The sequence below is a fragment of the Bacillus sp. S3 genome (assembly GCF_005154805.1).
Lineage (GTDB): Bacteria > Bacillota > Bacilli > Bacillales > Cytobacillaceae > Neobacillus.
In genome coordinates this window covers 4,552,004-4,566,182 of the sequence record NZ_CP039727.1, presented here as the reverse complement: position 1 = coordinate 4,566,182, position 14,179 = coordinate 4,552,004, and the positions used below count along the sequence as shown (strand labels likewise).

The window sequence follows — 14,179 nt, the reverse complement described above, 5'->3', positions numbered from 1 at the left end:
AAAGCTTTATAAAAAGGTGAGGAAAATGAATATACGACAACGAATAAAAGAACTTGACAACATTTGGTATCATTATAAAACTCACATTCTAATTGGAATATTAATAATGGCTGCATTGGTTCCTTTTGCTTTTTTTGACAAGCATGAAAAGCCCTCAGCATTAAATGTTACGTTTGTTGGTAATACAATAGAAGATAAGCAACAGCAGGCCCTTCAGAAGAAAGCTAATTCCCAGATAGTAAAGCCCGATTCGAAGTCTGAAATTAAGTTAAATTTTTGGCGAATGAATGGAAATCTAACCACACGGGATAATATGGATTTATATCAAAAATTGCTTGCCCAAATTGCAGCAAAAGACATTGATATACTTGTTCTTGATAAAAGTGACTTTCTAGTCTTGTCACAACAAGGGGCATTTAAAGATTTGGATTTTATAAATAAAATTAACCATGACAAAAAAAGCAGTAAAAACGCAATTGATTTAACCGAACATGCGCTCCTCCGCCAAGCCGGATTCAATTCGGACAATAAGGTGATGGCCATCCTATCCAATACGAGAAAGGAAGAAACGGCGATAAAATTTGTTCAATGGTTTATGAAGCAGACAAATTAACATGCTGGAGGAGGTTTTGCTTGCTGCTAAGCTATAAACTGTTACCAAGATTTTTTAAAGCATTATAATTTTGGAGGGAAATCATGATAACGTATGATAAGAAAAGTTGGAAGATTAATAATGAACGAGTCTTTATTCTATCAGCAGCGATTCACTATTTCCGCCTGCCTAGAGCAGAGTGGGAGGAAGTGTTAGAGAAGGCGAAGGCCGGAGGATGTAATACAATTGAAACCTACATTCCATGGAATTTTCATGAAATGAAGGAAGGCGAGTGGGATTTCACTGGTGATAAGGATTTAGCCTATTTTCTGCAATTATGCGCTGACAAAGGATTGTATGTGATTGCACGGCCGGGACCTTATATTTGTGCGGAATGGGATTTTGGCGGACTGCCTTGGTGGCTCTCTACGAAAGCGGATATTCAATACCGTTCACGTGATCGACTATTTTTACAGTATGTCGATCATTATTTTGATCAGGTCATTTCCATCATTGATGAATACCAACTGACAAAAAAAGGAACCGTTATCATGGTTCAAATTGAAAATGAATTTCAAGCATATGGCAAACCGGATAAAGTGTATATGGAATATTTACGGGACGGAATGACAGCACGAGGTATTGAGGTTCCTTTTGTAACATGCTACGGAGGCGTGGAGGGAGCGGTGGAATTCCTTAATTTCTGGTCCAATGCAAAGCAGGCGGCCGAAACGCTGGATGAGCGTTATGAAAATCAGCCGAAAGGGGTTATGGAGTTTTGGATTGGCTGGTTTGAACAATGGGGCGGAAACAGGGCGGATCAAAAGACACCAGAGCAGCTTGAACGTGAGTGCTATCAGCTCTTAAGCAATGGATATTCGGCGATCAATTATTATATGTATTTTGGTGGAACCAATTTTGATCATTGGGGCGGCCGGACGTTTGGTGAACAGACCTTTACAACTACCTCATATGATTATGATGTTGCGATAAATGAATATCTGCAGCCAACGAGGAAATTTGAAGTGTTAAAGCGAGTGCATGCCTTGATTAACTGGTTAGAACCGCTATTTACAAATGCGGAACAAGCGAGTACGAATGTGAAGCTTCCAGGTCACTTGACATCCCAGCGGATTGTCAGTCCCTTCGGTGAGGTCCTCTTTATCGAAAATAAACGAAATGAACGGGTTAAATCCCATCTATTTCATCAGAATGAGAGGATTTCGTTTACGGTTGAAGCGAATGCGATTTTACCGATTGTGCAAAATGTACTCGTGAGGGATGGCTTTACCATCAAAGCGCTTACGGGCCAGACGACAGGCTTTGAGTCAACGAAAGCGGTTATTTATCACGAGGAGGGCCAATGTTCTACTTTATTATTACAGCTTGATCAAAAAGCCGGCGTCCATTGTCCGCTGCCAAATCGTTATGAATGGATTGAGGATGATCTTCTGCTGTTTACCTTCTACCATGGAAACCAGCCGCAGTCAGTTCAGCTTTCCTTTGAGGACGGTTCCACCTATTTCCTTGATATTGTATCAAGACGTTCATTGGAAGAAAGCGTAACTGAATTGGAACAGGGTGCTCCCCTTTCTCCGTTACATTGGGAATGTGCTGATGAGCCTCTGTGTTTTTTAGCCGATGGTGTGAAAATGGCTGAGAAGCCGCTTGATTTTAGCAGCTTTGGGCAATTTAGCGGCTATTTAGGGTATGAGAGTGAGTTTACGGCCCTAGAGACGAAAAACACAACGATGGTCTTTCCGCGGATTGAAGATCCTGTGATGGTCTTTTGTAATGATACCTATGTCGGTAAGCTTAGTAAGATAGGGGCTGCAGCCATCGAGACTGCCGTTAAGGCAGGGAAGAATAAGTTAACCTGTCTTGTTCAAAATATGGGGCGTTTCAACTTCACTCAAGCGCTTGGCGAGCCAAAAGGCATAAGTGATGCACCTGCTCAAAACGGAAAGCATCTCTCGTTGCTCGGAGGCTGGCAGGTGGAAGGTTGTGGCCGGCACCATCATTTATCGCAGATTCCGTCCATTGGCGGTCGCATTGGTTTTTTACGATCTTTCCAAAACCATGGGTATGACCGGGCGATTCTCGTCGGGGAGGGAGTTTCTCTTGTTAGGGTAAATGGGAAACCAGTCAAGATGTTGATGGACAGCCAGACAGGCTGGTCGAGAGGCAGTGCGGTCTATGGAGTTGCGGATCTTAGTGATGTGCTTACACAGGGGGAAAATGTGTTGGATTTAGATGTTCAACATGTTTCGAGTATTCGCCGGTTTGACCTTTATTTATTTAACGAGAAGGAACAAATTCTTGATTGGAAAATGAAATCCTTTGCCCAGATTGAGGAACAGAAGGATTGGTACAAACAGATTGATCCTCCAAAGGAATCCACTGCACCACGCTGGTACCGCAGCCGTTTTTCTTGGGATCCAGTGAATGGCTCTGTAGTGAAAGTCCGGTTTAACCACATGAGTAAAGGGTGCTTCTGGGTGAATGGCCATTGTTTAGGAAGGTATTGGAATATTGGGCCGCAGGAGGACTATAAAATCCCGGCATCCCTGCTTGCTGAAGAGAATGAACTGGTCATTTTTGATGAAGACGGTGTGACGCCGGCGGATGTGGTGATTCATTGTTATACACCATCCGTAAGGATATCAAAAGGCAACAGTCAGCAGCCAGTCATGATGCTGGAAAATTAGGAAGGTTGGTACAACTTGATGAAACCGAATATCCTATTATTGATGGTTGATCAAATGCGTGGGGATTGTTTAAGTGTGCTGGATCATCCTGTCGTTGATACGCCCAATCTTGATCAACTGGCACGCAACGGGGTTCTTTTTCAGCAGGCTTATACAGCTACACCCTCCTGTGTTCCGGCGCGGGCATCGGTATTAACCGGAATGTCGCAAACGGGAACAGGCCGTGTCGGCTATCAGGATAAAGTGCCGTGGAATTATGAACATACGTTGGCAGGAGAGTTTACGAAAGCAGGGTACCATACACAAGCGATTGGAAAAATGCATGTCTATCCGGCAAGAAATTTACTCGGTTTTCATCATGTAGTCTTGCATGATGGCTACCTGCACTATAACCGTTTTAAACATCATAATCTTGAAATAGAGTCCTATAATTACAGCGGTGATGATTACCTTCCATGGCTGAAGCAGCAGGCGGGAGCACAGGCTGATTTGAATGACTTAGGATTGGATTGCAATGCCTCTACGGTAGCAAGACCGTGGCATTTGCCTGAATCGATGCATCCTACGAATTGGGTCGTCACACAGTCAATCGACTTCTTAAGAAGACGGGATCCGTCCAAGCCTTTCTTCTTAAAGATGTCCTTTGTCAGACCGCACCCGCCGTTTGATCCGCCGCAGGCTTTTTTTGATATGTATAAGGATCTAGACCTTCCGGATTCACCGATAGGCGATTGGGCAGAAACAGAGGATCCGGGGAAACAGGGATACAATCCGGTTACCTCGAAAGGAATTGTGCCGAAGAATCGATTAAAGCGGGCACAAGCTGCCTACTATGCTTTAATCACCCATATCGATTATCAGATTGGCCGGTTTTTAATGGCGATGGAGGAGCATGGTGTGCTCAATAATACGGTTATTCTCTTTTGTTCGGATCACGGGGAATTGCTGGGAGATCATCATTTATTTCGTAAATCCTTAGCTTATGAAGGAAGTGCCAAAGTTCCCTTTATTCTCTCGGATCCTGGCAATCTCTTAAAGCTTCAGAATAACCAGAAGGTGGATCGTGTAGTGGAGCTAAGGGATATTATGCCGACCTTATTAGATGCTGCAAAGGTGGAGATTCCAGACAGTGTGGAAGGCAGGAGTGTATTACCCCTTTGCCGGGAGCAGCAGCCGGAAGTGGAGTGGCGTGAATATATTCACGGTGAACATACATTGGGGGAAAGCTCTCATCACTACCTGACAAATGGGAAGGAAAAGTATATCTGGTACTCTCAGACAGGAGAAGAACAGCTGTTTCAATTGGAGCAGGACCCGCAGGAATTGGTCAACCTTTCAGCCAAAGCTGAATGTGCAGATCGCTTGCATTTTTGGAGAGAACAGCTCATAAAGGAGCTGGAGGGACGGGAAGAAGGATTTACTGATGGGAAAAAGCTAGTTGTCGGTAGAAAAACAAAAGCATGCCTTGCTCATATCTCTAGCGAAAAGAAACCAAGTGTCTAATGGAAGGTAGATTACGATAAATTTTACATGCGTAATCATAACTATAAGGATAAAACGAAACCAATCTTTTACGAGATTTGTAAAGGCAGAAAAGAGAGAGTGCTTGTACGAAACAGCACTCTCTTTATTTATTGTTTGGCTCTGTTAAACGTCGCTGTTGATTTCCGCTACTCCCGCAGGAGTCTCGCGGCTTCCGCTCCAATCAACAGTGGTTAAAAATCAACAATAAACTTTAACAGAGCCTATTGTTTAGGTAACCAAGGAATTTTTAAGAAATGAACCTATGGATCACTTGGTATTAGTTGTCTGAATCCGGCTCCGGCGTCTTTTGTTCTGATTGTATCAACTTACTGTTTGTCAATTTTGATTTCAGAAATCGTTGGTGTTTTGCCTTCTGGCCATTCAATTTTTATATCCAAAATCTCCGGTAATTGTGTGGTATCAAAGGATTGATAGCCCGATTCGATGGTTCCGAGATGTCTCCAGCCAGTAACCGTTCTGACGGAAACCTTGCTGCCGGATAAGTGAGTTGGGTCTTCTAAAATGGTAATCCCCGTTACACTTGCTCCTGCTTCCCCGACATGATAGAGAATTTCCCCAGCTTCAGTTCCTGCTGGCATGAACTTCGTATTTAGTTTACCATCAATGAGATGATCCTTCACAAAGCCTATTTTAACGGCGGCATTCGTGGTAATCGTAGGATCATTGCTTTCAGGGTAGTACTTGCCATCGTTGATGACGATTTCCTGCATGCGAACCCACTTATCTGAGCCAACCTTTGTTCTTGTTAACTTAAAGCGCAAATACTTGGCTTTTTGATCTAAATCACGGACTTCTTTTGAACGATAAGGTGCTTCATATTGATCGAAAATCGCATCGCTTCGGTCTTCATTCGCCGCTTCGCCCTCGTTGGCACCGTCCTGGTTCCCGAAAGTCATCACGGTCGTCCACTCGATTCCATCTAAAGAGGCCTCAAGAATGGCATGTCTTGGAAAGTCATGTTCTCCTTCTGTAATCACTGCTTTTAGACTGTTCAGCGTGATTTCTTGACCCAAATCAAACGTCATATATTTCCCGCTTATTTGACTGTTTTTTAACCAGCCTGGTGTAGTGAGGTCGCCATCAAACAGTCCCAGCGGATTCTCCATGCTGGTGTAATTCGTTTCTTTCACAGATTTTGCTTCAACTTCAAACGAAGTCACTTTGAAACTGTCTAACGTAAATTCAACCGGCTTTGCCTGTTTGTTCAAAAGCCTTACATATCTGGCATCCGCTGGGCCAGTGTCACTTTCTACCTTTTTCCACTTAATACCGTTTAAGGAGGACTCCAATGTTAAACCCTTGACAGAAGGCGCCACAATCTCGGTCACATCTTTAACCCGGCTTAATTTTACCCCGAAATATTCACCTTTTTTGAGCGTAATCTTACCTGCATCGGTAATCGAGGTCACAGATTTCTCTTCATTTAATGATACGTTTTTATAAGCATCGTCATTTGTAAAAATGCTTGCCTTTGTCACTGGTTTCTCAAGGTCTAGCAGCGCTGCCACCTTTGGTGAAATTTTGCTCTCTAGGTTCGTAGTAAATGGCTGGAGCCGTTTTTTTGCTGGCTTTGTTTTCATTGTGCCGTTTAAGAGCGGACGGTCATAGTTTAAGCTTTGCTGGCGTAAAGCTGTTGCTTTGGCAAAATGATCCCATGTTTCTGCTTTATTGCCCGCTTCAATGGCCAAGTCTGTTTGAATAAACTCAATATCCGCTAGGACCATGTCTCGTAACGCTTTTACAAATGGTGCCAATTCTTCTTTTAACTTTTCATTTTTTGTTTTTGCTAAAAATCCATCTGCGGCATCGGCAATTTTTTGCAGTTCTGCAATTGCTTCCGGTGCAGCATTTTTTAATGATTCCCCGTTATTCACCTTCGCAGTGACGGAATCTAATAAACTTTTAATCTCTTCACTTTCGGACAATTTAAGACCGTTCGGATCAGCATCGGACATATGTTTCGCTAAAGTATGAAGCTCTGCCGCTGCATCTGACTCGATGTAGTTAAAGCTGTCTTCCCAGCTTTTTTGCGCATTGAACGTTTCCGTGTTCCACGCATAATCGGCCACAGCGAAAATAGAAATCTTTGATGCTTCTGCTTCCTGCATCGGGTTTGTTACGGCACCGGCTAGATTCTTGATGCCAGGCTGGAGCATTTCTCCTTTTCCTAAGAATACGCGTGACATATCGACATCATTCACTGGCCAGTTTAGCCAGAATAATGGATCCCTTCTTTCCACGCCGCCATTGCTTCTGGTTTTAAACGTATCAATGGTCGACTGGACAATCGGTGCACAAGTAGTCGAACCCGTCCAGAAAATTTGAATATTTTTATCGAAGCCTTTTTCATAGTCGTTTAATTCGTTTGGATTCCACGCCCAGCTGGAATTGTAGCTCGCCGGACAGTACAAGATATCATAGACATCGCCTTTTTCTTTTGCCCATTCCGATACCGAATGCATCAGGGCGACCACATAATTACGCGGCAGGCTGCCGACATCATCGCCTAACACACCGAACTGCCGCACGCCAACATCGTATAATTGGTCGAATTTGGCCAGCATTTTATCGGTGTTTTCTTGAAGTTTCAGCATCGGGTCACCGCCGGTTTGCGAGATTCGCGCTACTTCGGCTAGTGGCGAAATCGTCCAAACGAAGCGAGTTTTATTCTCATTCCCGACTTGCGCCATTTCTTTGATTTCTGCTAGTTTCTCAGGCGGATAGAGTTCAGCCCACTTTTCACGGTGATACGGGTCGTCTTTTGGTGCAAATACATAGGAAGTTGCTTTAAATTGACCGGCAAAGCGCATCAGTGACATCCGGTCCTCATTGCTCCAAGGTATACCGTAGTAGCCTTCAATAAATCCTCGGATTTTTGTATTGGCATAGTCATTAATCGTTAAATGCCGGACTTCTTTGTCAGGAACTTGTGCCAGGATCGCATTTAACGATACGACACCATAGAAGCTGGCATCGGTATCTTTTCCTAAAATCGTGATGGTATTTTTTTGAATGTCTAATTGATAGGCATCAATTTTTGAAAAATCCATACCTTCGCTGTTTACGTTCGCAGCAGCATAGGTATCCACCGGGCCGTTCGAGCCTTTCGTGCCTATTAAAATATTAATTTTGTCTTCTGAAGGCTGGGTTCCAACGTTCGGAGCCGGGTAGCCATTTTGTTTCAACGTGTTTTCTACTTTTTTCTTTGTTACGGAATCAATGGTGTCGTCGTATATGACTTGAAGCGGTTTGTCTAATTTTAATGCCCCTTCATGATAGGTGACATGATGTGGTACAGGGTAGATTTCATATTCAATTTGTGAGTTTGCTTGTGCGGAAGCCGTGGGTGCTGTCATTCCAATAACTGTTGTAAATAACATAGTAAAAATAATTCCTAGTTTAAGCCAAAGTTTTGTGTTCAATACCTTCCCTTCTTTCTGCAAAATTTGATGTGGCGGTATTTTTCTATCCTCCTTTCTCGTTATCTATAATTGGTTGTCTATTGAAAAATAAAAAGGCATGGAAAACAACCGAGAATGCTCTCGTTCTGTTTTCCATGCCTAGTATGATCTAGTCACATGAAACCAATTATATACCCTGATTGTAAATCGCTTACATTTCCAGCGTCAATACGATTTTGAGTTTTCAGTAAAATTTTACTAGAGGGGATTTATGAGTTAGGTACAAAGTAGCAAGAGGATAGTCCATTTGCTTCATTTCGCAAAAAAGTGAAGATTATCGCAAAAAAATGCTGGTAAATATGACTATTTTTTTGAATATTCATGATAATCTATAGGTGAAAAGGTTTCCAAAATGTGAGAAAGGGAGGAATATTAGCTGTTTTATTACTAAAAAATTTACTAAAAGGGAAGGTGTGTAAATGAACAAGACAATCAGCCGGATTTTTCTAATTATGGCACTGATACTTTCAAGCTTTCAAGTCCCAACCTACGGACAAGCAGCGGAAAAGACAAATGCATCGACGGAAAATAGTGTGACGTATGAGGGGGAGAGACGGATTAATTTTAACGGCAATTGGCGTTTTCAACGAGAAACCACTGGCAGTATCGCCGGAGCACAGAATCCCGGCTTTGATGATTCCTCCTGGCGGCAATTGAATCTGCCGCATGATTGGAGTATTGAATTAGATTTTAATAAAAATTCATTGGCGACGCACGAGGGCGGTTACTTGGACGGCGGTATCGGCTGGTACCGAAAAACATTCACCGTTCCGGAATCGATGAAGGGTAAGCGAATTTCCATTGATTTTGATGGGGTTTACATGAACAGCACCACCTATCTAAATGGGCAATTGTTAGGGACTTATCCGTTTGGCTATAATGCCTTTTCTTATGATATTACCGATAAACTCTATAGGGATGGCAGGGAGAATGTCCTTGTGGTTAAGGTCAATAACACCCAGCCGAGCAGCCGCTGGTATTCGGGGAGCGGGATTTACAGAAATGTGTATCTCACGGTGACAAATCCGGTTCATGTGGCGAGATACGGAACGTTTGTGACGACACCCAATTTGGAAACGGCATATGCAGCAGGCAAAGCTGATGTAAATATTAAGACGAAGGTCAGCAATGATTCGGGTGAAGCCGTGCAAGTTAAGGTGAAGTCGACAATTTATGACGATGCTGGGAAAGCCGTGGCGACGGTGGAGTCTGAGGAAAAAACAGCAGCAGCGGGTGCGGAGACTCAGTTTGAAAATAACACAATCATCGAGCAGCCGAAGCTTTGGGATATCGACAACCCGTACCGATATAAGCTTGTCACTGAAGTAATCGCCCGCGGTCAAAGCGTTGATACATATGAAACACGCTTTGGTGCCAGGTATTTTAACTTTGATGAAAACGAAGGCTTCTCGCTAAATGGGAAGTATATGAAACTCCATGGAGTTTCGATGCACCATGATTTGGGGGCGTTAGGTGCGGCAACAAATGCGCGCGCAGTGGAAAGGCAAATGCAAATCATGAAGGATATGGGGGTTAATGCGATCCGAGTTACCCATAATCCGGCGTCACCGGAACTGCTTGAGGCAGCCAATAAATTAGGGCTATTCATTGTGGAAGAGGCTTTTGACAGCTGGGCCCAGTCGAAGAAGACCTATGACTATGGCCGGTTTTTCACAACATGGGCGGAGCATGACATTAAAGAGATGGTTGACCGAGGCAAGAACGAGCCTGCGATTATCATGTGGTCGATCGGAAATGAGATCTATGATACAACAAATGCTGCCGGGGTGGAAACGGCGCGTAATTTAGTCCGCTGGGTCAAAGAAATTGACACAACAAGGCCGACGACGATTGGCGAGGATAAGACCCGGGGCGATAAGGTGAATGTCACACCGATTAATAGTTATATCAAGGAAATTTTTAATATAGTCGATATCGTCGGACTGAACTACAGCGAGAACAATTATGCGGGATACCATCAGCAGAATCCGAACTGGAAGCTGTATGGCTCAGAGACGTCTTCGGCGACCCGTTCGCGTGGTGTCTACACCCACCCGTATCAGTATAATCAGAGCACCAAGTATGCGGATTTGCAACAATCCTCTTATGATAATGATTATGTTGGCTGGGGAAGAACGGCGGAAGATGCCTGGAAATACGACCGCGACTTAAAGCATATCGCAGGGCAATTTATTTGGACGGGCTTTGATTATATTGGCGAGCCGACACCTTACTACAATGCCTATCCGGCCAAAAGCTCCTATTTCGGTGCAGTCGATACGGCTGGTTTTCCGAAAGATATTTTCTACTATTACCAGAGCCAATGGAAAAAGGAACCAATGGTGCACCTCTTGCCGCATTGGAACTGGACTGAAGGGGAAACGGTCCGTGTCTTAGCTTATACAAACGCTTATAAGGTGGAACTTTTTCTAAATGGCGAATCGTTAGGTGTGAGGAGCTATGAGAATAAAAAGACTTCATGGGGTGCTCCATATAAAGAAACGAAGGATGGAAAAACGTATCTTGAATGGGCAGTGCCATTCAAAGCCGGCACATTAGAAGCTGTGGCAAAGGACGAAAGCGGCAAAGAAATTGCCCGCGATCAAGTGGTGACCGCCGGAGAACCGGCTGCTGTAAAATTAACGGCTGATCACAAGGTGATCACGGCAGACGGGACCGATCTATCGTTTATCACGGCAGAAATCGTTGACAGTAAAGGAATTGTCGTCCCGAATGCCGATCATTTGATCAAGTTCAATGTATCAGGGCAAGGGGAATTGGCTGGCGTTGACAACGGAAACGCTTCAAGCGTAGAACGATATAAGGACAACAAGCGCAAGGCCTTTAGCGGCAAAGCGTTAGCGATTATCCAATCAAATAAGCTGGCCGGTGAAATCACTGTCAATGCGTCTGTTGCTGGACTTTCGGGCGATACCACGAGTCTATTTACCGTGGCGCCGGCAGATCGCGATAAAAAGACTGTCGTTGGAATGGATACAGTCCATGTGACGATTGATGTCGATCAAGCGCCAAAGCTTCCGACGGAGCTTAAGGTTTATTACAGTGATGCTACGGTTGATGCGAAAAAAGTGACATGGGATCTTGTCGATCCGAAACAATATAGCTCTGTCGGGATATTTACGGTTGAGGGCAAGGTGGAGGGAACTTCGCTTAAGGCCAAAGCTGTTGTGACTGTCAAAGGAATTGTCGCGGTGAAGCCGGTTTCAACGGCAACAAAGGTTGGCGTACGTCCGGTACTGCCCGAAAATGTGGCCCTTCTCTACAGTGATGAAACGACCAAGGATGTAAATGTGTCGTGGGAAGAGATTTCTGCGGACCAACTCGCGAAAGAAGGCCGTTTTGTCGTCGAGGGCAGTGTGGAAGGGACAGACCTGAAGGCAAAGGCCTTTGTCAGGGTAACAAACGAAAGTAAGCCGGTTAATATAATGCTTCCGGCACAGGGGTCAACTTATCCGCAGCTTGAAGCCACTTTTACCAATCCGGCTGACAATCTGCAGCATTTGAACGATGGGATTAAGAGTTATACCAATAGCCCGGTCAATCGCTGGACGAACTGGACGAGAACGCCGCGTGACGCCGGTGACTCGATTACGGTTAATTTTGGCAAGCAGCATGTAATCAATAACTTAGATTTGTTTGTTTTTACCGACAGTGGCACGGTCGTTCCGGACACGGCAGCTGTTCAGTATTGGGACGGAACGGCGTGGAAAGATGTTGAAAATCTAACACAACCATCGCCATATGTTGTCGAGAAAAATGAAATCCGATTTGATGCAGTGACGACAGACAAGTTGAAATTCCATCTGATCCCATCTGTAAAAGGAAAATACCTGGCCCTGACAGAGGCAGAAATTTTCGCAGACCAGATGGTGATGAGTTCGACGGCTTCGCTAAGCAGTATTATCGTCAATGGGAAACCGTTAGCAGGTTTTGATGCGGCTAAAAAGACGTATGATCTTGTCTTGCCGTATGGAAGCGATCTACCGAAAATTGAGGCAGAGGCTGCGGATAATGCTGCGGTTACAATTTTGCCGGCATTCACTTATCCGGGAACGGCTAAATTATTTGTGACCTCAGAAGATGGGAAAGTCACTTCAGAATACAGTATTCAAGTATCGATGGAAGAGCCGAAACTGGTAGCGGCGAAACTATCGGTGGATCAAACAAAGGTTGTCGAGGACGATATCATCGACCTCAAGGTAGAGGGCACGCTTGAAAGCGGGGAAGTGATTGATTTGACCGACAGTGAGCCGACTTACGAATTTGACAATCAGAATATTAAAATTGAAGGGAACAAGCTGTACGCGCTTGAGACGGGTGAGGTTAAGGTGAAAGCGGTGGTGAAATATAAAGATGTGACCGTTACGACGCCTGAAATGACGATTTCCATCGCCAAAAATCCAGCACCCAAATACATTGAGCGCTTTGATCCTGTCAAGGTTACCGTAGAAAAAGGAGAATCTCCTAAACTTCCTGCAACGGTTGTGGCCCATTATAACAGGGGGATTCCGCGGGATGTTAAGGTGAAGTGGGATCGAATCAATCCGTCTCTTTATCAAAAGCTTGGCGAGTTTACTGTTTCTGGCAGTGTGGAAGGGACAGACATCAAAGCGCAGGCAGCGGTTGTGGTGAAGGGTGCCGTTGCGATTGAGAATATAACGATGGCTGTATTGCCAAAGCAAACACCTGAACTTCCGGCAAAAGTTACGGTTTATTACAGTGATGGTACGGAAGAACTGGCAGCAGTGAAGTGGGAGGAAATCCCGGCAGATGAACTCGAAAGTGTCGGTGAATTTAAGGTTAAAGGCTCTGTGAAGGGTGTGAAGTTGAAAGCAACTGCTACGATTAGGGTCACCGATGAAGTCGGCGGCGAGCAGAATATCAGCCGGGCGAAAAACGGCTACGAATATCCGAAAGCAGAGGCTTCCTTCACGAATAATGGTCCGGGGTCGAGTGACAGAATTGAAGCCATCAATGATGATGTTATTTCGTACGATGCGGTGCCGCATAATCGCTGGACGAATTGGCAGCCAGTGCCACGTTCAAGTGACTGGGTTTCTATTACCTTTGGAGACTTTGAACCTACGGAATATGATGTCGATAACATGGAGATTCATTGGTTCGCCGATCATGGTACATCGTATCCGAGTGACATTAAAATCCAATATAAATCCGGTGATAGCTGGAAGGACGTCACTAACTTAAAAAGTGATCCAGCGACTCCAGTTGTGGGAAAGGCTAACGTATATACCTTTGATAAGGTGAAAACTTCCGCAATAAGAGTCGTGATGACGGCCCAAGCTGGCAAAAGCTTGGCCATCACCGAGATCAAGGTATTCTCGAAATGGCCTAAGGCAAGTACCGAGCCTAAAGTTACCGATATTAAAGTTGGCGGAAAAAGCGTTCTCGATGACTTTGAACAAAAAGGTGATAACTATGAATTCACTATTGATGTGGACGACACGAAAGAATTGCCGAAAATCAACGCCAAAGGCGAGGGCCATACAAGTATTACAATAGTGCCATCTGTGACCGTCCCATCCACAGCAAGAATCATCGCCAAATCAGAAGACGGCAAGAAAGTAAAAGTCTTTTACATTCATTTTAAATGAAGCTCATCAAACGATGGGGAGTTACTGAGCCAAGCATCCTGCTTGGTTCTTTTTCTGTTTGGGGGACGGGGTGGCGAGTAAATGGTAATTGCCGATGTAGCCCGGAGGGATTTTCCATTTCGCGAGTCACAAAACAATGGTTCAGAAATAGGTTCGCTAGTTAGTAATAGACAAAAAGGAGAAGATGACTTCATTTACATTTAGATATTAGTCATCATCTCCTTTTTCATTTTCATTTTT

The 14,179-nt window shown here is 44.3% G+C and carries 5 protein-coding genes; 4 read left to right on the top strand and 1 reads right to left on the bottom strand.

Features of this window, described 5'->3' with window-relative positions; all coding sequences use genetic code 11:
- Positions 1–25: 25 nt before the first annotated feature.
- The 3 genes from FAY30_RS21990 to FAY30_RS21980 all read left to right on the top strand — a co-directional run bounded on the left by FAY30_RS21990 (position 26) and on the right by FAY30_RS21980 (position 4,803).
- On the top strand, positions 26–613 hold the full coding sequence (locus FAY30_RS21990; protein ID WP_149871871.1) for a hypothetical protein: 588 nt from the start codon (positions 26–28) through the stop codon (positions 611–613).
- 83 nt (positions 614–696) lie between these two features.
- Positions 697–3,300 carry a beta-galactosidase gene (locus tag FAY30_RS21985; RefSeq protein ID WP_149871870.1) on the top strand — a complete coding sequence of 868 codons (2,604 nt, stop codon included), beginning with the start codon at positions 697–699 and terminating at the stop codon, positions 3,298–3,300.
- Between the two features lie 18 nt (positions 3,301–3,318).
- Positions 3,319–4,803 (top strand): arylsulfatase, encoded by a 1,485-nt coding sequence (locus FAY30_RS21980; protein ID WP_190284952.1) that lies wholly within the window; start codon positions 3,319–3,321, stop codon positions 4,801–4,803.
- A gap of 347 nt (positions 4,804–5,150) precedes the next feature.
- Here FAY30_RS21980 and FAY30_RS21975 read toward each other — a convergent pair whose 3' ends face one another.
- Positions 5,151–8,267, bottom strand: a complete 3,117-nt coding sequence (locus FAY30_RS21975; protein WP_149871868.1) for a glycoside hydrolase family 84 protein — start codon at positions 8,265–8,267, stop codon at positions 5,151–5,153.
- Positions 8,268–8,725: 458 nt separating this feature from the next.
- Between FAY30_RS21975 and FAY30_RS21970 the strand changes: the two genes are divergently transcribed.
- Positions 8,726–13,939: an Ig-like domain-containing protein gene (locus tag FAY30_RS21970; RefSeq protein ID WP_149871867.1), complete on the top strand. Its 5,214-nt coding sequence runs from the start codon at positions 8,726–8,728 to the stop codon at positions 13,937–13,939.
- Positions 13,940–14,179 lie beyond the last annotated feature (240 nt).

What these genes read in the sequence shown, in the direction of transcription:
- FAY30_RS21970 (WP_149871867.1), top strand. Translation starts at nt 8,726, where the DNA reads ATGAACAAGACAATCAGCCGGATTTTTCTAATTATGGCACTGATACTT.
- FAY30_RS21980 (WP_190284952.1), top strand. Translation starts at nt 3,319, where the DNA reads ATGAAACCGAATATCCTATTATTGATGGTTGATCAAATGCGTGGGGAT.
- FAY30_RS21985 (WP_149871870.1), top strand. Translation starts at nt 697, where the DNA reads ATGATAACGTATGATAAGAAAAGTTGGAAGATTAATAATGAACGAGTC.
- FAY30_RS21990 (WP_149871871.1), top strand. Translation starts at nt 26, where the DNA reads ATGAATATACGACAACGAATAAAAGAACTTGACAACATTTGGTATCAT.